This window comes from Chitinolyticbacter albus (genome assembly GCF_024437655.1).
GTDB classification, from domain to species: domain Bacteria; phylum Pseudomonadota; class Gammaproteobacteria; order Burkholderiales; family Chitinibacteraceae; genus Chitinolyticbacter; species Chitinolyticbacter albus.
Map to the genome: position 1 here is coordinate 64,244 of NZ_JANBVF010000021.1, position 21,428 is coordinate 85,671.

The window sequence follows — 21,428 nt, forward strand, 5'->3', positions numbered from 1 at the left end:
CCCCGGGCTGCCCATCAGTCGGTGAACTGGCCGATGGGGCGGTTGCGGGCAATCGACCAGCCGGCCGACAGATTGCCTGCGGTGGTCGTATCGGCCTTCTGCACCGTGTAGGTCCAGAGGATCTCGGTGAAAGACAGCTTGAACTGCTCGGTCGGCATGTCGTCCGGGTGCGACTGGAACTGGATCTCGCTGATCAGCGCGTTGCGCAGCGACATGGTCAGGATGTTCGCGGTCTTGTCGCCCGAGTTGCGCGCGATGTAGATCTTGGTTGGCTTGGAAGGATCGGTATCGAGCGGCTGCGCCCTGAGGCAATACTCGAAGAACTTCACCGAGGTCTTGTCGACGTATTTCACGCAGGTGAACTCGGTGATGATCGGCCGGCCAGACGTTCGTGCGGAATTGCTGACGTCGGTGGTGATCTGCTGCTTCATGCCCTGGTGCACCGAAACGAGCTCCAGGCACTGGCCCATGTTCTTCGACGGCGGCTTGAAGTCCTTCCACACGTCCTCGAAGTTGTCGATCAGGCTGCCGCCGTTGGCCCAGCTGTTCTCGCCGCCGAAGATGTCGGAATCGCCCGGCTGCAAAAGTATCAAGTCCATGATTGCTCCTTACTTGGGCAGATTCGCGACCAGGCGAATCGAGGTGGTGAGCTCTTCGAGCTGGAAGTGCGGCTTGATGAAGACGGTGGCCTTGTAGGCACCCGGCTCGCCCGGCACGTCCGTGACGACGATGCCGGCCTCGCGCAGCGGATACGCGGCCTTCACGTCCTGGGTAGCGCTGTCGTCGAGCAGCACGTACTGCGCGATCCAGGTGTTGAGGAAGGCCTCGACATTGCCGCGGGTGAGGAAGGTGCCGATCTTGTCGCGCATGATCACCTTGATGTAATGCGCGAAGCGGCTGGCGGCGAGGATGTAGGGCAGCATCGCCGAGATGCGCGCGTTGGCGTTGGCATCGTCCGACACATACTTCTTGGGCAGGTTGGTCGTCTGGCCGCCGAAGAAGGCCGCCCTGCCGGCACCCTTGCAGTGGCACAGCGCGATAAAGCCCAGGTCGTTGATCTCCTTCTCGCGCCGATCGGTGATCGAGACCTCGGTCGGGCAGAACAGCTCGCGCGTGCCTGCATCGGTGTCGTACACGTATTGCGGCAGGCCTTCGACGAGGCCGCCGCCCTCGACGCCACGGATCGCCGCAGTCCAGCTGTAGACGGCAAAGGCGCTGGTGATGCGCTCGGCCAACACGTACGCGGCATTGCCCCACAGGAACTTGCCATTGTCGTTGCCGGCGACATCCTCTTTGAAATTGATGCCTTCGGCCGGCAGCGTCTTCTCGCCATAGGGCAGGCGCATCAGCACATGCGGCAGCACCAACGTCACATAGCGCGAATCCTCCATCTGGCGGAATTCCTGCCAGCGCTGCAGGTCGGCACCCTCGAAGATCTTCGCCAGATCACGCGGCTTGGCCAGCTTCTCGAAGCTGTCGAGGCCGAACAGCGCCGGGCCTGCCGCGGTGATGAAGGGCGCATGTGCCGCGGCCGCCACTTCGGTGATCTTCTTCAGAAACTCGATGTCCTGCGCGCCGCCGCCGAATTCGTAGCCGCCGATCAAGAGGCTGTACGGTGCGCCACCGTAGGTGCCGTATTCGGCTTCGTAGATCAGCTTGAAGATGGTGCTCTGGTCGAATTCGACCGCCTTCTCCATGTCCTTGAGCAGCTCGTCCTTGGTGGCGTTGAACACGCGCAACTTGAGCATGGGGCCGGTTTCGGTGCGCGCCACGAGATAGAACACGCCGCGCCAGGTGGCTTCGACCGCCTGGAAACCCGGTGCGTGCATGATGGCCGACAGCTGCACCGACAGCGCCTCGTCGATCTCAGCCACGCGGACATCGATCAGCGCGGTGGCGCCCTTGGTCACCTGGAATTCCGGCTCGGCCTTGAGCTTGTCGGCCAGTGGCACCACCACTTCGGCGACGAAACGCCCGATCAGCCCGTTGGCCGCAGCCGTTTCTTCCGGCGTGGACTGGTCGTTGACCCAGACCGAGAGCAGCTTGGCATCGATCTGGGCATCGCTTGCCAGCGATGGGGTCACCGTGGCCTGCTTCCAGGCATCCGCTCCGCCAGCGGGCGCGTAGGTCTTGATCAGCGCATCACGCAGCGGGCCGCCCTCGGTGGGCGAGGCCACGCTGTCGAGCAGGAAGGCCAGCCTGTCGTCGGTTTCGGAGCGCGCCTGCACCATGCGGATCTCGGTACGCGCGGTGTAGAGCTCATTGAGCGGCGGCACCGCCTTGACCACGGCCAGCGGCTCGAAGTCGTCCAGGCTCTCGAACACGACGGCACCGGTCAGATCGCCCGAGCCGCCCGGCAACAGATTGGGCACGCCGGCGAGCTTGACGCGCGGTGCGGCGGTCTTGAGCACATCGTTGAAGTTGTCACGATCGATATCGACCAGCTTGCGCTCCTTCAGCGGCGCAAAAGCGGCCGGGTCGGCACGATCGGCCGACAGGTCGGCAAAGATGCCGACAATAAAGGGCAGCTCGCGCTTCTCGATCGCCCCGCCGGTTTCCACGTCGTACGTGATGCGCACCCGCGGCGGGCGCACCCGCAACAGACGCTTTTGTATGCTTTCACCCATCTTCGACCTCACTCAGTTCAAGGAGATTTACGTGTACGACGATCTCGACGGAGCGTGCTCACACTGTCCCGTGCCGCTGCCCCCGCCCGTGCTTACCGCTCCAGTCGAGCTCCGGGATCGCCAGTGCGGCGTAATGAACAAGAGTCGTGCCAGGCATGGCGACCAGGCCAAGCCCTTGATTTGACTGGCCTTGAGCGCGCATCACGATACCGTGAGGTGAGTTTTCCCCCAGCGGACGCGCACGGGTCTGCGGTGACGAACTGAGGAAAGACGGGGGTGGCCGGCTTTTCAGGGCGCGGGAACATCTACACCCGGCCCGGGACGGAATCGTCCCGCATGGGCACAAAAAAACCGGCTGGCGCCGGTTGCGGGGGTCATGCGGGAGGAAGGGCTAATGCCGGGTACAGGCGCGCCAGAGTTCACGGTTGCCGATATAGCGGCGCTCGACCACGCCATTGGCCTCCAGCCGCTCCAGCGCCGCCTGCGTCACCGACACCGCTTCAGGCGCGCCGCCCCAGTCTATCCACCAGGCATGGATGCCCTCCAGCGTATCGGCGCTGGCCGGCCGCTGGCGCAGATAGTCGCTTATTGCCGTTGCCGCGTAGTCGATCAGGGAATCAGCGTCCATCAGCCTTCTCGTCATGGGTGTGTCGAGCGCGGATGCATGCGCAAACGCAGACGTGACATGCATACTTGGAGCCTGTTTACGATCTTTTCACGGCGGCGTCTGCCCCAAGGGTTCGCTGTGACGAAAAGAGAGTAAGCAGGCTCTTAGCTTGCACCACTGCACAGCATGGCGCCATCCGGGAAACTACGGTGTTCCCGCGCCAGACTATAACAAATAGAGAAAGAAAATGGTCAGGTTTTGTCGGCAAGATTGAGCGTCGGCGCGCCTTGCAGATCGAGTTTGCGCACGAGCTTGCCGAACGCGCTGCGATCCTGTCCAGCAAGCCTCGCGGCCTGCGTGATATTGCCCCCGGTGCGGCTGAGCAAGCCGGCAACATAGCGCTGCTCGAACTCTGCAATGGCCCGCGCTTTGGCCGTCTTGTAAGGTACAGAGCAAGCCTGTGGCGGCGGCGCATCCTGATGCGCGCCCAGCCGAAGATAGCCGTCCTCGCTCATCAGAAAAGCGCGATGCACCTGGTTCTCCAGCTCGCGGATATTGCCCGGCCAATCGTGCCGCGCAATGAAATCGAGCGCTTCCGGATGGAATTGCCGCCCATTGCTGCGGTACTGGTGGGCATAGCGGCGCAAGAAAACGTGGGCGAGCTCCACCGCGTCGCCCTCGCGCTCGCGCAGCGGCGGCAGCGCCAGCGTAAGCACATTGACCCGGTACCACAGATCACCGCGAAATCGCCGGTTCAGCACCAGTTGATCGAGCTCGGCATTGCTGGCGACGATCAAGCGCACATTGGCGCGGCGCTCCTGGCTGCCGCCGACGCGGCGGTAGCTGCCATCCTGCAAGAATCGCAACAACGCGGCCTGCGCCTTGAGGCTGAGCGCGTCCACTTCATCAAGGAACAGCGTACCGCCGTCCGCCTCGGCCACCAGCCCGGTGGCCGCCACCTTGGCATCGGTGAAGGCGCCGCGCTCGTGGCCAAACAGCTCGCTTTCAACCAGGCTCTCCGCCAGCGCCCCACAGTTCACCGGCACGAAGGGCCGATCGGCCCGGCTGCTCTGGTAATGCAGCGCGCGCGCTGCGAGCTCCTTGCCGGTGCCGGTCTCGCCCAGTATCAGCACCGGGACATCGACACCCGCCATTTTCTCGATCTGGCGCAGCACCTGCTTGAATTGCAGCGACGCACCGATGAGATTGAATCGAGACAACTGTTCCATTGCACCCCCAACAGACCAAAAAGCCGGGCACATCCGTGAGGCGCAAACCCGGCCAGAATTAATACAATGGTCTTTATGCCAGTGACCTAATCGTGTCAAGAATCAGCATGGTATCAATTGCTTATCAGTCGGATTTCTAACTTTTCTTGACAGACTTCTCCAACAAAAGCCGCGAAACAGCCGCCAGTCGGTCGTAAACCGACACACACTGCACTTCGGCGAGTTCGGGGTGAGGCGTTGTTGTCAGCGACCGTGAACGCTCTCTTCGTCGAGGCCATACTTGGCAAGCTTACGGTAGAGCGTCATGCGCGAGCAGTGGAGCCTAACCGCCGCCTCGCTCTTGTTGCCGGCACAAGCCTGCAATGCGGCAATCAGCTGCTGCCTGTCGTCCAGATCGCACTTGGCATCCGCGGCCTGCAGGTAATCCGGCAGATCAGCGAGCTCGACCCGCCCACGCCGCACGTTGATCAGCGCCACCTCCAGCGCGTTTTTCAGCTCGCGCACGTTGCCGGGCCAGTCGTGCCGCAATAACCGCTGTCTTGCCGCCGGTGCGAGCGTCGTTCCGGGCCGGCTCAGCAGGAAATGGGCGATCAGCGCGTTGAGGTCGTCGCGGCGCTCGCGCAGCGGCGGCAGCGTCAGCCGCGCCACATTGAGCCGATAAAACAGGTCTTCGCGAAAACCACCGCACGCCACCCTGCGCTCCAGCGCCTGGTTGGTCGCGGCGATCAGCCGGATATCGACATTGACGGCCCGGTTGGCCCCGAGCCCGAACACCTCGCGGTTCTCGATCACGCGCAGGATGCGCGCCTGCACTCCGAGCGGCATGTCGCCGATTTCATCGAGGAACAGCGTGCCGCCGTCGGCGAGGCGAATCTTGCCCTTGTACGCCTGCTGAGCGCCGGTGAACGCGCCCTTCTCGTAACCGAACAACTCGCTTTCGATCAGATTGTCTGGCAGCGCGGCGCAGTTGAGCGCGACGAAAGGCTGGGTGCGTCGGCGGCTGAGCGCATGCGCGTGCCGCGCCACCAGATCCTTGCCAGTGCCCGTCTCTCCCGTGATCAACAGGTTGGCATCGCCTGCGGCGTAGCGCTCCAGCCGCCCCCAGACGCTGCGCATGGCGCTCGATTGCCCCACCATGGCCGGCAGATCGGTAGCGCTGGTCGTGCGTCGCTCTACCGGTGGCAAACCGAGCGCAGCAATCAGGCGCCGGCTACTGATCGCGTCGAGCACGCCGCCAAAACCTGCTGCCATCGCCGCATCGGCAGGCGGTCGGCGCGCTTCGCTCACCGCCAACACCGGCGCCATCGGCCATAGCCGGGTCAGCAGCTGGCGCATGCGCGGACAGGGCGGATCGTCCTCGGTGAGCAGCACCAGGATCAGCCGCGGCTTGAGGCCCACTTCGGCGAGGCTGGCGATGCGGGAAGGCGCGACGATGCACAGCCTGGCCTCGGGCTCGGCGCCGTCAAGCAGCCCGAGTGGAACACCATCACTGACCAGTATCACATCGGCTAGGGGCATTGCCGCCTCGCTCACGCTCAAGAACGCTGACATAAAAAATAGAAACACAGTCAGCGCATATCGAACCCCAAGTTAGGTAGGACACTGGGTTGCTGCAAGCAAAACCGGTCCCCCCATCCGGAACAGCGGACCGGCGGTGAGCCGCATCACGGCCCCGCGGCATCCGGGCAGCCCGGCTACGCCGCCGGGGCGCGAATTCCGCTACAATTCCCGCCTTTATCTATCCCCGAATTCACAGGCAGGAGAGAGCTATGTCGTTGGCTGATCGCGACGGCGTCATCTGGTATGACGGCAAACTGGTTCCATGGCGCGATGCGACCACGCACGTGCTCACGCATACCCTTCACTACGGCATGGGCGTGTTCGAAGGCGTGCGCGCGTACGAAACTCCGCGCGGCACGGCCATCTTCCGCCTGCAGGACCATACCGAGCGCCTGCTGAACTCCGCCAAGATTTTCCAGATGAAGATCGGCTACTCGGCCGAGGAGCTGAACGAAGCGCAGAAGACCGTGGTGCGCGAGAACAAGCTCAAGTCCTGCTACCTGCGCCCGCTGTCGTTCATCGGTAGCGAGAAGCTGGGCATCGCCGCCAAGGACAACACCATCCATACCATCGTCGCGGCCTGGCCGTGGGGCGCTTATCTGGGCGCCGATGGCCTGGAGCGCGGCATCCGCGTGAAGACTTCCAGCTTCACCCGCCACCACGTAAACGTCTCGATGGTGCGCGCCAAAGCTTGTGGCTACTACATCAACTCCATCCTGGCCCACCAGGAAGCGGCAGCCGACGGCTACGACGAGGCGCTGGTACTCGATACCGAAGGCTACGCTTCCGAAGGCGCCGGCGAGAACCTGTTCGTGGTGAAGAAGGGCGTGCTCTACACGCCGGACGTCGCCTCCTGCCTGGATGGCATCACCCGCAACACGGTGCTTCAGCTCGCTCGCGAGGAAGGCATCGAGGTGGTGGAAAAGCGCATCACCCGCGACGAGATCTACACCGCCGACGAGGCGTTCTTCACCGGCACAGCCGCCGAAGTCACGCCGATCCGCGAGCTCGACAACCGCGCCATCGGCCAGGGTAGTCGCGGCCCGGTCACGGCCCGCCTGCAACAACGCTATTTCGACGCGGTCCAGGGCCGCGACGAAAAGCATCTGGACTGGCTGACGCTGGTCTGAACCACGTAGCGCGGGTGGCGCCTAGGCTCCGCCCGCGAGCGAATCGACGCGGGCTCCAACCCGCGCCCTACGGAAGCACGATCATGGCACTGCAAGAAAACACCCAAAGCGAAATCGAAGTCGGCGCGGCCGATCTGCCGTTGCACTGCCCCATGCCGCAGCACCTGGCCTGGAACAGCCACCCGCGCGTCTTTATCGACGTGGCCAAGACCGGCGCCGCACAATGCCCCTATTGTGGCACCCGTTACCGGCTCCGTGCCGGCGAAGTGGTCAAGGGCCACTGAGCACCGTCACCGAGACCGCAAGCGGCGCCTGGCGCCGCTTTGTTTTTTTGCGCGAGGATTCCCCGTGATCGTCAATCTCGAACATGCCCAGCACTATCGCTGGGGTGATGGCTGCGATGGCTGGCATCTGCTGGCGAGCCCCACGCTGTCCGTCATTCGCGAGCGCATGCCGCCGGGCACGGCCGAAATACGTCATCGTCACGAGCGCGCGCAGCAGTTCTTTCAGGTGTTGGCCGGCACGTTGACCATAGCGCTTGACGGCGCGATGCACACGCTGGCGCCCGAGCAAGGCCTGCATGTTCCGGCGGGGATCGCGCACCAGGTGCTCAATCGCAGCGCCGACGACGCCCATTTCCTGGTGATCTCCGAACCGCCGTCGCACGGCGATCGTGAACCGGCGCCGCTGCCGGAGGTCTTGTCCGCATGAAGCAGATTCTTATCGTTGCGCCGGCCTGGGTCGGCGACGCGGTGATGGCGCAACCGCTTTACGCCCGACTGGCCGAGCGCCACCCTGGCGTAGCCATTGATGTGCTCGCCCCAGCCTGGACCCGCCCCTTGCACGCGCGCATGCCTGAAATCCGCGAGGCCATCGATGCGCCGTTCGCCCACGGCGAACTCGCGCTGCAAAAACGCTGGCAGCTCGCTCGACAGCTGGCGCGGCGCGATTACGATCAGGCCATTCTGCTGCCCAATTCGATCAAGAGTGCGCTGGTGCCCTGGCTTGCCGGCATTCCGCAGCGCACCGGCTGGCTCGGTGAGTCGCGCTATGGCCTGCTCAACGACTGGCGCAAGCTCGACAAAGCCGCGCTGCCGCGCATGGTCGAGCGCTTCGTCGCACTGGCCGAGCCCAAGAGTACAGTGCTCGCTCGCCCCATCGCCGATCCGCGGCTGGTGGTCGATGCCGCAGCGAGCACTGCGGCCCTCACCGCACTGCAGCTGAATACCGATCTCCCCATCCTCGCGCTTTGCCCCGGCGCCGAATACGGCCCGGCCAAGCGCTGGCCGGCTCGGCATGCGGCGGCACTGGCACGCACTTACCTGGCGCGCGGATGGCAGGTTTGGCTGTTCGGCTCAAACAAGGATGCCGAGATATGCAACGACATCGTCGCCCAGGCGCCCGGCGTGATCGACCTCGCCGGCCAGACCAGCCTGGCGCAGGCGATCGATCTGATGTCGCTCGCTGCCGCCGTGGTCTGCAACGATTCGGGGCTGATGCACGTGGCGGCCGCGTTGGGTCGGCCGCTGGTCGCCGTGTATGGCTCGAGCTCGCCGGTGTTCACGCCGCCCTTGTCGCCGACGGCACGCATTGTCTCGCTCAATGTCGAATGTAGCCCCTGTTTTGAGCGCACCTGTCCGCTCGGGCACATGAAGTGTCTGAACGAGCTGGGGCCGGAACGGGTGGATGCAGCCTTGCAGGCACTGGACCCGCCACCGCACTGAACCGGCGGCGGCGTCAGCGCTAGCGCTGCAATGTCGCCAAGGCGCAAGTAGCCCCGAGCGCGTTCAGCCGCCTGCCACCGTCCGTTGCACATGCTCGCGCTCGTGCTCGCGGGCCACCGCGCGGTATGATTGTGGACTTCCCTCAGCCCAACCCTTGCGCCATGGAACACCTCGACCTCTCCCCGATTGCCCGCGTTGCCGGCACCGTCAACCTGCCCGGCTCAAAGAGCATTTCCAACCGCACCCTGCTCTTGGCCGCGCTGTGCCAGGGCGAGACGCTGGTCAAGGGCCTGCTTGCTTCGGACGACACGCAGCGCATGCTCGAAGCGCTGGCCACCCTGGGCGTGCGCTGGGAACAGGTTGGCGACAGCCGCGATTTCCGCGTGACCGGCTGCGGCGGTGACTTCCCGGTGAAGGATGCCTCGCTGTTCCTAGGCAATGCCGGCACGGCCTTCCGCCCACTGACCGCAGCGCTGGCGCTGGCCGGTGGCAGCTACCACCTCTCAGGCGTGCCGCGCATGCACGAGCGCCCGATCGGCGATCTGGTCGACGCGTTGCGCCAGGCTGGCGCGCAGATCGAATATCTCGGCGCCGAGGGCTACCCCCCGCTGCAGATTCGGCCCGGCACCATCAGCGGTGACCGCGTGGCAGTAAAAGGCAATGTATCCAGCCAGTTCCTCACGGGCCTGTTGATGGCGCTGCCGCTCACCCAACGCGACATCACCATCGCGGTGGTCGGCGAACTGATCTCCAAGCCCTATATCGAGATCACGCTCAACCTGCTCAAGCGCTTCGGCATCGTCGTCGAGCGCCGCAGCGTGAACGGCAACGACTGGGCCGAGTTCTTCATCCCCGGCGGTCAGACCTACCGCAGCCCGGGTGAGATTTTCGTCGAAGGCGATGCGTCGTCGGCGTCCTACTTCCTTGCCGCCGGCGCCATCGCCGCCAGCGCCGACGCGCCAGTGATCGTTACCGGCGTGGGCAAGCAGAGCATCCAGGGCGATGTGCGTTTCGCCGAGGCGCTGGAAGCGATGGGGGCAGTGATCGAGCGTGGCGACAACTGGATCTCGGCCAGCCGCCCTGCCTCGGGCAAGCTGCGCGCCATCGACATGGATTTCAACCATATCCCCGATGCCGCGATGACCATCGCGGTGGCCGCGCTGTTCGCCGAAGGCACCACGCGGCTCTCCAATATCGAGAGCTGGCGCGTCAAGGAAACCGACCGCATCGCCGCCATGGCCGCCGAGCTGCGCAAGGTGGGCGCCACCGTCGAGGAAGGCCAGGATTACCTGGTGGTCACCCCGCCAGCCGAGCTGACGCCCGATGCCGCCATCGCCACCTACGACGATCACCGCATCGCCATGTGCTTCTCGCTGGTGTCGCTTGCCGTGCCGGTGCGCATCCTCGATCCGGGATGCACCGCGAAGACCTTCCCCACCTATTTCGACGAACTCGCCCGCATCGCACGCTAAGCCGTCACGCGGTCGAAGCGATCCACCTGTCTGACGCGCACCACACCGGTGCGCGTTTTTTATTGTTCACTTACAACTTGCCAGGGTTCACTCGCTAGAAACCACTTCCTGCGATCGGCTAGCCAAACCGTGGAATTTCAACGGCATACCCAAATGGACGACCATACCATTACGGGAAAACACCCACTTCAACGCATCAGAAATTGATAATACACAGCTGATTTTTAATCACTTTTAAGCAATCCAGTTGGTTTTATCTTTCACCACATGCTGATACCATCCGCAGCACAACAGTCGTACACAACAGGATGGAGGATTCATGTTCGGATCACGTCACGCACTCATCGTGGCGATCGCCGCCATCGGCGTCGCACACGCAGCGGAATGGAGCAGTCAGGCCGTCTATACCAACGGGCAGGAAGTCACCTACCAGGGCCAGACCTGGCGCGCCAAGTGGTGGACCCAGAACAACGTGCCAGGCGCCGACCAGTGGGGCCCGTGGCAGCTGGTCGCCGGCAGCACGCCGACTCCCGCCCCTACCACACCGGTGCCGGCAACGCCGACCCCCAGCGCCACACCGACCCCGGTGGTCGTGACACCGACCGTGACACCGAGGCCCGCCACGCCGACCCCCGTGACCCCGGCACCGGTCACCCCGGCTCCGAGCGGCTGCTACGCCGCATGGGCGGAAGGCAGCACCTACGCCACCGGCAGCAATGTCACCTACAAGGGCCGCAACTACCGCGCGCTGGTCACCCACGTGGCCTACGTCGGCGCCAACTGGAACCCGGCCGCCAGCGGCACGCTGTGGACAGATACTGGCGCCTGCAACGATGGCAACACCCAGCCGACGCCGACCGTCACCCCCACCGTGACACCGCGCCCCACCGTCAGCCCGACTCCGGTTACGCCGACGCCGACCGTATCCCCGACACCGGTCACACCAACGCCGGTAGTGCCGACTCCGGCCGGCGGTATCCCGACCAAGGTGGAGGCCGAAGCCTATGCCGCTCAGCTCACCAACACCGATATCTTCCGCAAGGTGAAGTACTCGGTACGCACGCTGCCGAACGCGCAGGTCGAAGCGGTGGCGCCGGGCAAGGCGACCAATCCGGACAACGTGAAGCGGGTCGAGGCGCTGGTGTCGCAACAGAAGTTCGATTACTACTTCCAGGTGCGCAACCCGGCCTACACCTACCAGGGCTTCCTGCAAGGCGTGGCCAAGTTCCCCGGCTTCTGCGACAGCTATACCGACGGGCGCAACAGCGACGAGATCTGCCGCCGCTCGCTCGCCGCGATGTTCGCCCACTTCGCCCAGGAAACCGGTGGCCACAGCCTTGAGCAGTTCGGTATCCCCGAGTGGCGTCAGGCCCTGGTGCATGTGCGTGAAATGGGCTGGACCGAGACCATGTCGGGCTACAACGCCGAGTGCAACGACCCGGTGTTCAACAAGATCTGGACTTGCGGCAAGCTCGCCAACGGCCAGTTCAAGGGCTACTTCGGTCGCGGCGCCAAGCAGCTGTCGTACAACTACAACTACGGCCCGTTCTCGCAAGCGATGTTCGACGGCGATCAGTTCAAGCTGTTGAACAACCCGGAGCTGGTGGCCGATACGTGGCTGAACCTCGCTTCCGCGGTGTTCTTCTTCATCTACCCGCAACCGCCCAAGCCTTCGATGCTGCACGTGATCGACGGCACCTGGGTACCGAACGAGTTCGACAAGTCGCGCCAGCTGGGCAACGATTTCCCGACCACCATCCAGATCATCAACGCCGAGTGCCAGGACTCCCCGACCAAGCCCGCGGCGCAGAACCGGATCAATTACTACACCGAGTTCTCGCGTGATCTGGGCTGGGACATCAGCAAGGAGTCGATGAAGTGCGCCGGTATGGGCCGCTTCGACGGCGGCTCGTCGGCCGCGTTCAACATCTACTGGGAACAGGACTGGAAGATGGGCGGCGAGAACAAGTGCCAGCTCGTCAGCTACCAGACCCCGTACAACGCGCTGATCGAAGGCCAGTACGTGAAGTGCGTCGAGGACAAGTGGAGCGTGAAACTGAAGTAAACCGAGGCGGGGATCGCTCCCCCGCCAACCCAAGCAAAAAGCCCGGGAAACCGGGCTTTTTGCTTGATTGCATTGCGCTGAGGGCGCCGGACCAGGAACCGTGCAGAACACACTTCAGTGCCCATTTTTCGCAAGCACTGAAATACCGACTCAGCGCCGTGGCGCGTTTTTCCATATCGGCGCCACTCGCGTACCGGTATTCGCAATGCCGAGTCATAGGCGTTGCCACAGCTCTCGGCAGGGGCCTTGCCACGCAATGGAACAAGTTATGCAGCAGCGACGTTCTTCATCGAGCAACAGGCGCCCTTCTCGATGAGCACTGCGTACCACAGCGAAATCCGCGCCAGCGCGCGCTGTCAACAAGAAGTGAGCGTCCGCCCACTCAGCTCAAACCAATTTGATTAAAAAATTAATTAAAAAATTGATTAAAGTCAGAACCAGAGCCCGCCAACTCAAATACCGTTGATCGCACTGCATGGCAATCAACCAGGGTTGAGCGCAATGACCACCGTCTCTCCGATCGAATCAGCACAACTAGCCGCCTTCGCGCCGCTCGTCGATGGCATCGCCGCGCTGTTGGGGCCCCGCTGCGAGGTTGTGCTGCATTCGCTCGCGACGCCCGACACATCAATCGTCAGGATCGCAAACGGTCATTTGACCGGGCGCACGCCCGGCATGCCGGCAACCGACGTCGCGCTCGAAATGATGAGCACGAGCGAGCCCTGGCGCTGCTACTTCAGCCGCAACCGCGCCGGTGCATCGATTAAGTCGCTGTCGACACCGGTGCGCGACGGCGATGGCCGCGTCGTCGGCATGTTGTGCGTCAACCTGAGCATGGACATGACGCTCGCCGAGCTGGCCGCCGCCTTTACGCCACAACGCGGCGACGAAGACGGCGAGCGCTTCGTCATCTCGGTCGACGAACTGATCGCCGGCGCCATCGCTGAAGTCGACCGCGAAAACCCGCCGGCACCGGCACGCAACGGGCTGATCGTCGAGCGCCTGTTCGACGCCGGCATTTTCGCGATCAAGGACGCCGCACAAATTGTCGCGCGCAAGCTCGCCATTTCGCGCCACACCGTTTATCTGCACCTGCGCCGCTGCAAGGCGCGCCTAGTATCCCGGGAGACTAGACCGTGAAACCCGACTGGACCGCCATGATCGCGACGCTGCGCCGCGAAGTCGTCCCGGCGCTGGGCTGTACCGAGCCGATCTCCGTTGCACTCGCAGCCGCACGCTGCCGCGCGCTGCTCGCAGCTGAAGAAGTCGATCGCCTCGCGGTGCGCGTCAGCGGCAATCTGTTCAAGAACGGCATGGGCGTCGTCGTGCCGGGAACCGGGATGCGTGGCCTGGCCATCGCCGCCGCGGCCGGATGGATCGCCGGCGATGCCGACGCCGGGCTCGAAGTGCTCAAGCAACTGACGCCGGCCAGCGTCGAGGCAGCCAAGGCACTGCTCGAACGGGTCAGCGTCGACGTCGCCGACGTCCCCGATGCGCTGTACGCCGAGGTGATAGTCACCAGCCGGAACGAGACGGCGCGCGTCGTCATTTGCACCGACCACACGCGCATCGCGCTGATCGAGAAAAACGGCGTAACGATCGCCGGCAATGCCAGCGTAACCACTGGCTCAGCGAGTACCGCCAAACCGGATCTGTCGCTCGCGACCATCGTCGGATTTGCCGAGCAGGTCGATCTCGAGCAGATCGCCTTCATCCACGACGCGGCAACGATGAACAGCGCGCTCGCCGACGAGGGGATGAACGGCTACGGCCTTGCGATCGGCAAGATGCTCGCCGAGCAGGTCAAGAAAAAACTGTTGTCCGACGACTTGATGACGCTGGCGATGCGCTTGTCGTCCGCCGCGTCCGATGCGCGCATGGACGGCGCGATGCTGCCGGCGATGTCCAATTCTGGCTCGGGCAACCAGGGCATCGCAGCGACGATGCCCGTCGTCGCGGCCGCGCGCTTTCTCAACGCCAGCTCCGAGCAACTGACGCGCGCGCTGGCGATGAGCCACCTGATCGCCATTTACATCAAGTCGATGCAACACAAGCTTTCGGCGCTATGCGCGGCGAGCACGGCGGCGATGGGCGCAGGCGCCGCGGTGACCTGGCTGCTCGGGGGCGATCTCAAGCAGATCGGTCAATGCGTGAACAACATGATAGGCGACGTCGCCGGGATCATCTGCGACGGCGCGGGCAGCGCCTGTTCGATGAAGGTCTCGACGTCGGCTTCGGCAGCGGTCAAGGCCGCACTGATGGCAACCAGCGGTCATTCGATTCCGGCGAGTGAGGGCATCGTCTGCGAAAACGCCGACGAGACCATCGCCAATCTTGGCCGCCTCGCGCGCGACGGCATGGGTGCGACCGACGTCGAAATCATCCGCATCATGCGCAGCAAGAGCGGCTAGGGCTACCCGGACATCGAGGCGCCCCGAGAGGCAACACAGAAATGATTGATCGACCAAGTTTTTCAACTTGTTATTACCCAGATCGGAAGGAGTACATCCCATGTCCGCCGCCGCAATAGGCAATCTTGCCGTCTTTCTCGGCTTGCTCTACTGGCTGTTCACGATGCAGGGCAAGCATGTCAGCTTCAACAAGCGCGTGTTCTGCGGCCTAGGCCTCGGCGTCGCGTACGGTGCGACGCTGCAATGGCTGTACGGCGCCGATTCGACACCCGTCGCGCAAACGCTCGATTGGCTCAACGTGGTCGGATCAGGCTATGTGAAGCTGCTGCAGATGATCGTCATTCCGCTGATCATGGTGTCGATCGTCTCCGCGATCATCAAGTTCAAGGACGCGGGCTCGGTCGGCAAGATCAGCGCACTGACGATAGGCGTGCTGATCTTCACCACGATGATCGCGGCCGCGGTGGGCATCCTGGTGTCCAATGCCTTCGACCTGACCGCAGTGGGCCTGACCGCGGGCACGGCCGAGGCTGCGCAGGGCGGGGTCATGCAGACCAAGCTGCAGGACATGGGGCAATTGTCGATCGCCAAGATGCTGCTCGACTTCATCCCGGCCAACCCCTTCCTCGACATGACCGGAGGCCGCAAGACGTCGACGATCGCCGTGGTGATATTCTCGGCGTTCATCGGCATCGCCGCAGCCGGCATCGCGAGCAAGAAGCCGCAAGTCTTCGCCGACTTTGAACGTCTGGTCGCCGTTGCGCACGCCATCGTCATGCGCATCGTCACGCTGGTGCTGCGGCTGACGCCGTATGGCGTGCTTGCGCTGATGGGCAAGGTCGTTGCCGGGTCGAACTGGGCCGATGTCGTCAACCTCGGCAGCTTCGTCGTCGCCTCGTACTGTGCACTGGCGATCATGTTCGGCGTGCATCTGCTGCTCGTCTCGCTGACTGGGCTCAACCCGCTGCGCTTCGTGAAGAAGATCCTGCCGGTACTGGCGTTCTCGTTCACGTCGCGCTCCAGCGCCGGCGCGATTCCGCTCAATGTGCAAACGCAAACGCGTGCACTGGGCACGCCCGAAGGCATCGCCAACTTCGCCGCTTCGTTCGGCGCGACGATAGGCCAGAACGGCTGTGCCGGCATTTACCCGGCAATGCTCGCGGTGATGATCGCGCCTACGGTCGGCGTCAACCCGATGGACCTGTCCTTCATCATCCCGCTGATCGGCATCATCACCATCAGCTCGTTCGGTGTTGCCGGCGTGGGTGGTGGCGCAACCTTCGCCGCGCTGATCGTGCTGTCGGCGCTCAACTTCCCGGTCGCACTCGCCGGCCTCCTGATTTCGATCGAACCGCTGATCGACATGGGTCGCACCGCACTCAACGTGTCGGGCGCGATCACCGCCGGCTCCGTGACGAGCCGCATGCTCGGCCAGACCGACATGACGGTGTTCGACGGCGATGAAGCCATTGCGCTTGAGACCGAAGAAGCGATGGCGTAGACGACTTCTGGCAACAGGGCGCGACATTCGTCGCGCCCTTTTCGAACAGGAAACCCCATGAAGATCATCATCATAGGCGGCGAAGCGGCGGGAATGAGCGCTGCGGCGAAAGCGCGCCGCGTCGACCGCGATGCCGAAATCATCGTTTACGAAGCGTCCACGATCATTTCGTTTGGCGCTTGCGGGCTGCCTTACTACGTCGGCGACGAGTTTGACGACGCGCAGCGGATGACCGAGTTCACGCCGGAGGACTTTGCCAAGCGTGGCATCACAGTCAAAACGCAGCACCGGGTCGTCGCGCTCGACGCCACGAACAAGACCGTGACCGTCGAAGACGGCCAGGGCCAGCGCTTCACCGACCCCTATGACCGGCTGATGATCGCAACTGGCGCCAGCGCCGCGACGCCGCCATGGCCCGGTCGCGATCTTGCCGGCGTGCACAAGCTGCGTGTGCTCGACGATGGCGTGCGCCTCAAGGCCGCGATCAAGGACGCCACGCGCGCCGTCGTGGTCGGCTCGGGCTTTATCGGCCTCGAAATCGCCGAAGCGCTCGTTCATCAAGGCCTGCAAGTGACGCTGATCGAGCGAGCGAGCCGGGTGATCGGCGAGGCGTTCGACGCCGAAATCGGTGAGGTCATCGCGGCCGAGCTCGCCGCACACGGCGTCAAGCTCGTCACTGGCGAGGCGGTCGAGGCATTCGAAGGCACGCCTGGCGCGACGAGCCGGGTCGGCGCGGTGATCACGCAAAGGGACCGCTACGCCACCGATCTCGTCGTCTCGGCAGTCGGCGTCAGGCCGAACACCGATTTCCTGCGCGCATCGGGAATTTCGCTGCTGGAAAACGGCGCGATCATCACCGACGAGTACGGGCGCACGTCGCTGCCCGACGTGTACGCCGCCGGAGATTGCGCGAGCGTCGTTCACCGGCTGACTGGAAAACCGTTCTACTCGCCACTGGCGACCGTCGCCAATAAGCTCGGCCGCATGATCGGTGAAAACATCGCCAGCGAAAGCGGCGCGCTAAGCGAATTTCCGGGCATGCTCGGCAGCGCCGCGGTCAGGGTGTTCGGCGTCGAGGCAGGTCGCGTGGGCCTGAGCGTCGACGAGGCAATCGCGGCGGGCTTCGCCACACAGAGCGTCGTTATCGACGACCAGTGCCACACCAGCTATGTCGCCGGCCAATCGCCGCTGCGCATCAAGCTCGTTTATGAGTCGGGGAGTTGCCGGCTGCTCGGCGGGCAGATCGTCGGCCGCAAGGGGGCGGTACACCGCGTCGACGCGCTCGCCGTCGCGATCAGCGCCGGCCTCTCCACGCGCGATCTCGGGTGGATCGACTTTGCCTACGCGCCGCCCTTCTCACGCACCTGGGACGCGCTCAACGTCGCCGGCAACGTCGCCAAAAGTTGATGCGCTAGCCGGCCAGGGGCACCTTGGCCGGATCGACGTAGGTCACCATGCCGAGCACCGGCAGTGCCGCCGGCCCCCGTCGGCGCGGTGACCGCAATCGTGTGGCCGAAGCAAACGGTGATCGCCCCGGCGATTTCGACGGACCCGCCGACCGGAATCATGTCGCCCCTCTTGCGGGGCCGCAGATCGTGTACCCCAGCGCACCGCGCAGGTATTTGAAATGCCGCGTCACGGGCATTGCGACATATATTGGAAAGCATCCTCGTAGTCGAAACCGAGGCCCGCCAAATCCGGGGCATTCCCGAGGCCTTTCCGATGGTGAATTTATTCGAGTGGCGATTCCGCACTCTCGCAAGAAACATGCCAGAAAGTCCTTAAATTTAAGCGACCGCGTGACTCCTTGATGCATATTGCGTCGCCCACATCATGGTGCCTGTAAACCTCTGTGGAGACGGGAATGCGTTCATGCTTTCCGTACAAGTTCACAAAAAAACTTTTCCCTTTTCTGGAATGCTTTTCTTCTATTTTGACAGTATGAATTTTATACGTCTCGAAATTGCGCCCATTGGCAAAGGCGACGATGGCGGCGCTAATCATCAAAGCAGCCGCAAGGCATCCAGGAAAGTTCGTCTTGCCACACAAAAACCAAAGCAGGGCGCTGACAGGCACCATGACCATCAATACTATTGAAGTGAACTGCCCATTCCACCGGGCCGAGGTAAGAAAAATACTGGCAACCAACGCAATAAGCCCAATGACCAAGGCACCATTCAAAACCCTATTGCGTCTGGTGAGCGCGGAGACCGGGATGGAGACTTCGTAAAAAGGGAGCATGGTTGCTTCTGGGTGAGATCTTTAAGTTTGCAAGGCTGAAAATTGCGCGGTTTTTATATTTACTGTCAAAATAGAAGAAAAGCATTCCAGAAAAGGGATAAATTTTTTTGTGAACTCTGGTGTGTTTCTTGCGAGAGTGCGGAATCGCCGCTCGAATAAAAAAAAACGCCAGCTTGCTGAGCCTCCCCCGAAAACCGGCCATGGACGCATACGCGCCGCCCTCGCAATGCTTTCTGTCATCTGCCCAGTGCAAGCATCAACTGGATGCGTTGCCGCGCCTCGGCGAACCGGGACCATGGCCATCGTGGCCGCCTGTCCTGGAGCTCACACGAACGCATGGCGCCCTGATCGTCAGCGAAATCAGATAGTCAGGTTGATGCAGCTTACTCATCGTGCTAGGACCAAGCAATGCGGCGGTCCGCCGCATAGAGGGGCGCACCGCTTTCAGCGTTTGGCTATGCGTTGGTCCTCGCAGCAGGCGTGGGAAGGCTTGACTCAATCGAATTCGGCGGTTTTTCTGGTATGGAGGCTACACATGACGCAGACGCGCAGGTTATGGCTGGGTTTGTCGGTACTGTTGGTGATTTCGTTCGCCGTTTTGCTGTGGGCAGGCAGCGAGATCTTCCGCGTGGCGCCGCCAGTACCTGAGCGAGTCATCACCGACCAGAAAACCGTCGTCTATACCCGAGCCGACATCGAGCGGGGCCGCCAGGTATGGCAATCGATCGGCGGAATGCAGTTGGGCTCGATCTGGGGGCATGGCGGTTACGTCGCGCCTGATTGGAGTGCCGACTGGCTGCATCGAGAATCGATGGAGATGCTCGATCAGTGGGCGCGAAGCGATGGGGCAGACGGTTATGCAAAGCTCGATCCGGAAGCCCAGGCCCGGCTTCGAGGGCGCCTGCAGGCGCAAATGCGCCGTAACACTTATGACGCAAGCACCGGAACGATCACGCTGACCGAAGAACGCGCGAGCGCCATTGCCAGCGTGGCGGCGCACTACGTCAGCCTGTTCGGCAACGATCCGGCCACGGCTACGCTGCGCGAGGCCTACGCGATGCGCAATGATACTGTCGCGACGCTGGAGCACCGGCAGAAGCTCACCGCGTTCATCTGGTGGACCGCTTGGGCCGCGGCAACCGAGCGACCCGACGCAAGCGCTAACACGCCCGCGGCGAGCCCGCCGGACATGCCGGCAAACCGTGTGACGTATACCAATAATTGGCCGAGCGAACCCCTGATCGGCAATTCCCCACCGCCCTCGTTGTGGGTGTGGTCCGCCTTTAGCGTCACGTTCTTGCTGGCCGGCATTGCCGCGCTGGGCTGGCACCATGCGGTCACGCATGACCGGGAAGAAGTGCAGCAGGCCTTGCCACAAACCGATCCATTTGCCGCCTTGCAGGTCACCCCCTCGATGCGGGCAACGGCAAAGTACTTCTGGATCGTGCTGGCGCTTTTTCTGGTTCAGATACTGCTCGGGGCCATCACGGCTCACTACCAGGTTGAAGGGCAGCAAGCGTACGGCTTTGCCATCTCGCAATACCTGCCCTATTCGATCACCCGAACGTGGCATACCCAGCTCGCGGTGCTATGGATCGCGGTGGCTTGGCTGGGCACCGGCCTCTACATCGCACCGGCTTTGTCCGGCCATGAGCCGGCATTCCAGCGCCTGGGCGTTAACGTGCTGTTTGGCTGCCTGTTGATCATCGTCGTGGGCTCCTTTGCCGGCCAGTGGCTCGCGGTCATGCAGAAGCTGGGGCTAGAGCACAATTTCTGGTTTGGCCACCAGGGCTGGGAATACGCCGACATGGGGCGCTTCTGGCAATGGTTCCTCTTTGCGGGCCTGCTGATCTGGCTCTGCCTCGTCGGGCGCGCACTCTGGCCCGTGCTGAGCGGGCCAGCCACCGACACGAAATCGATCGTCGGTCTGATGTTCCTCTCCACGGTTGCGATCGGTTTGTTCTTCGGCTCCGCGCTGATGTGGAACGAACACACGCATATTTCGGAAGTCGAGTACTGGCGCTGGTGGCTCGTGCACCTGTGGGTCGAGGGCTTCTTCGAGGTGTTCGCCACGGCGGTCATGGCGCTGATCTTCACGCGGCTGGGCCTGGTCCACGCGCGCTCGGCAACCATTGCGGTGCTGTTCGCCACGATCATCTTCATGTCCGGTGGCGTGTTGGGTACGCTGCACCACCTTTACTTCATCGGCACGCCCACGGCGGTCGTCGCGCTTGGCGCGAGCTTCAGTGCACTGGAAGTGGTGCCCTTGGCGTACATCGGTTTCGAGGCCTATCAGACCTGGAAATATGGGCGTGCCACGCCGTGGATGGCACGGTACCGCTGGCCCATCCTGTTCTTCGTCGCGGTTTCGTTCTGGAACCTCGTCGGCGCAGGACTGTTTGGCTTCCTGATCAACCCACCGCTCTCGCTCTACTACATGCAGGGCCTGAACCTCACGCCGCTGCATGGCCACACCGCCCTGTTTGGCGTCTACGGCATGCTGGGCATTGCGCTCGTGCTGTTCTGTCTGCGTGGTCTGAAAGGCCAGATGTACTGGGATGTGGGCGCACTGAAGTTCTCCTTCTGGGCGCTCAACATCGGTTTGGTGCTGATGGCGCTGCCCACGCTGCTGCCGCTAGGCACCTTGCAACTGCTTGCCGCCATCGAGCACGGCTACGCCTACGCACGCTCGGCAGAGTTCATGCAACGACCCATCATCGACCTGCTGATCTGGATGCGCGTACCTGGCGACGTCATCTTCAGTTTCGGTGCGCTGGCATTGGCGTGGTTCGTATGCCGGCTGTGGATTGCACCGCGCCCGGAATCGGCCGAGCTGGAAAAAACCGAGGAGACGTGAAAAC

Annotated in this window: 17 protein-coding genes; 11 read left to right on the forward strand and 6 right to left on the reverse strand. The window is 63.1% G+C overall.

From position 1 onward, the window contains the following. Nucleotides 1–14: 14 nt before the first annotated feature. The 5 genes from NLI84_RS13365 to NLI84_RS13385 form a co-directional block, all read right to left on the reverse strand. Complete coding sequence (locus tag NLI84_RS13365) at nucleotides 15–599, reverse strand: Hcp family type VI secretion system effector (protein WP_255990977.1); 585 nt, start codon at nucleotides 597–599, stop codon at nucleotides 15–17. Between the two features lie 9 nt (nucleotides 600–608). After that, a complete protein-coding gene (gene tssC, locus NLI84_RS13370; RefSeq protein ID WP_255990979.1) occupies nucleotides 609–2,627 on the reverse strand; it encodes a type VI secretion system contractile sheath large subunit in 2,019 nt (672 codons plus the stop codon). Nucleotides 2,628–3,018: 391 nt separating this feature from the next. Next, a complete protein-coding gene (locus NLI84_RS13375) occupies nucleotides 3,019–3,255 on the reverse strand; it encodes a hypothetical protein (protein ID WP_255990980.1) in 237 nt (78 codons plus the stop codon). Between the two features lie 230 nt (nucleotides 3,256–3,485). After that, nucleotides 3,486–4,463 carry a sigma-54 interaction domain-containing protein gene (locus NLI84_RS13380; RefSeq protein ID WP_255990981.1) on the reverse strand — a complete coding sequence of 326 codons (978 nt, stop codon included), beginning with the start codon at nucleotides 4,461–4,463 and terminating at the stop codon, nucleotides 3,486–3,488. Between the two features lie 243 nt (nucleotides 4,464–4,706). Continuing rightward, on the reverse strand, nucleotides 4,707–5,981 hold the full coding sequence (locus NLI84_RS13385) for a sigma-54 interaction domain-containing protein (RefSeq protein WP_255990982.1): 1,275 nt from the start codon (nucleotides 5,979–5,981) through the stop codon (nucleotides 4,707–4,709). A 251-nt stretch (nucleotides 5,982–6,232) separates the two neighbouring features. Between NLI84_RS13385 and NLI84_RS13390 the strand changes: the two genes are divergently transcribed. From NLI84_RS13390 to NLI84_RS13435, 10 genes are all read left to right on the forward strand, one after another. Further along, nucleotides 6,233–7,153: a branched-chain amino acid transaminase gene (locus NLI84_RS13390; RefSeq protein ID WP_255990983.1), complete on the forward strand. Its 921-nt coding sequence runs from the start codon at nucleotides 6,233–6,235 to the stop codon at nucleotides 7,151–7,153. A gap of 83 nt (nucleotides 7,154–7,236) precedes the next feature. Beyond that, entirely contained in the window at nucleotides 7,237–7,437 is a 201-nt protein-coding gene (locus tag NLI84_RS13395) for a zinc-finger domain-containing protein (protein ID WP_255990984.1), read from the forward strand. A gap of 64 nt (nucleotides 7,438–7,501) precedes the next feature. Beyond that, the gene (locus NLI84_RS13400) at nucleotides 7,502–7,864 is read left to right on the forward strand and encodes a cupin domain-containing protein (RefSeq protein WP_255990985.1); all 363 of its coding nucleotides are present in this window, start codon (nucleotides 7,502–7,504) and stop codon (nucleotides 7,862–7,864) included. Then, entirely contained in the window at nucleotides 7,861–8,877 is a 1,017-nt protein-coding gene (gene waaF / locus NLI84_RS13405; protein ID WP_255990986.1) for a lipopolysaccharide heptosyltransferase II, read from the forward strand. Before NLI84_RS13400 ends, waaF begins: the two co-directional genes overlap by 4 nt. A 161-nt stretch (nucleotides 8,878–9,038) precedes the next feature. Continuing rightward, the gene (gene aroA, locus NLI84_RS13410; RefSeq protein ID WP_255990987.1) at nucleotides 9,039–10,349 is read left to right on the forward strand and encodes a 3-phosphoshikimate 1-carboxyvinyltransferase; all 1,311 of its coding nucleotides are present in this window, start codon (nucleotides 9,039–9,041) and stop codon (nucleotides 10,347–10,349) included. Between the two features lie 319 nt (nucleotides 10,350–10,668). Continuing rightward, complete coding sequence (locus tag NLI84_RS13415; protein WP_255990988.1) at nucleotides 10,669–12,414, forward strand: glycoside hydrolase family 19 protein; 1,746 nt, start codon at nucleotides 10,669–10,671, stop codon at nucleotides 12,412–12,414. A 501-nt stretch (nucleotides 12,415–12,915) separates the two neighbouring features. Further along, on the forward strand, nucleotides 12,916–13,554 hold the full coding sequence (locus NLI84_RS13420) for a helix-turn-helix transcriptional regulator (RefSeq protein ID WP_255990989.1): 639 nt from the start codon (nucleotides 12,916–12,918) through the stop codon (nucleotides 13,552–13,554). Next, on the forward strand, nucleotides 13,551–14,825 hold the full coding sequence (locus NLI84_RS13425; protein WP_255990990.1) for an L-cysteine desulfidase family protein: 1,275 nt from the start codon (nucleotides 13,551–13,553) through the stop codon (nucleotides 14,823–14,825). Before NLI84_RS13420 ends, NLI84_RS13425 begins: the two co-directional genes overlap by 4 nt. 100 nt (nucleotides 14,826–14,925) lie before the next feature. Continuing rightward, complete coding sequence (locus NLI84_RS13430) at nucleotides 14,926–16,326, forward strand: L-cystine transporter (RefSeq protein WP_255990991.1); 1,401 nt, start codon at nucleotides 14,926–14,928, stop codon at nucleotides 16,324–16,326. Nucleotides 16,327–16,383: 57 nt separating this feature from the next. After that, nucleotides 16,384–17,733, forward strand: coding sequence for a CoA-disulfide reductase (locus tag NLI84_RS13435; protein ID WP_255990992.1), 1,350 nt, complete (start codon nucleotides 16,384–16,386; stop codon nucleotides 17,731–17,733). Nucleotides 17,734–18,057: 324 nt separating this feature from the next. On the opposite strand, the gene NLI84_RS13440 is transcribed toward NLI84_RS13435, so the two are convergent. Next, nucleotides 18,058–18,567, reverse strand: a complete 510-nt coding sequence (locus tag NLI84_RS13440; protein WP_255990993.1) for a hypothetical protein — start codon at nucleotides 18,565–18,567, stop codon at nucleotides 18,058–18,060. A gap of 295 nt (nucleotides 18,568–18,862) precedes the next feature. Between NLI84_RS13440 and NLI84_RS13445 the strand changes: the two genes are divergently transcribed. Then, nucleotides 18,863–21,424 carry a nitric-oxide reductase large subunit gene (locus tag NLI84_RS13445; protein WP_255990994.1) on the forward strand — a complete coding sequence of 854 codons (2,562 nt, stop codon included), beginning with the start codon at nucleotides 18,863–18,865 and terminating at the stop codon, nucleotides 21,422–21,424. Nucleotides 21,425–21,428 lie beyond the last annotated feature (4 nt).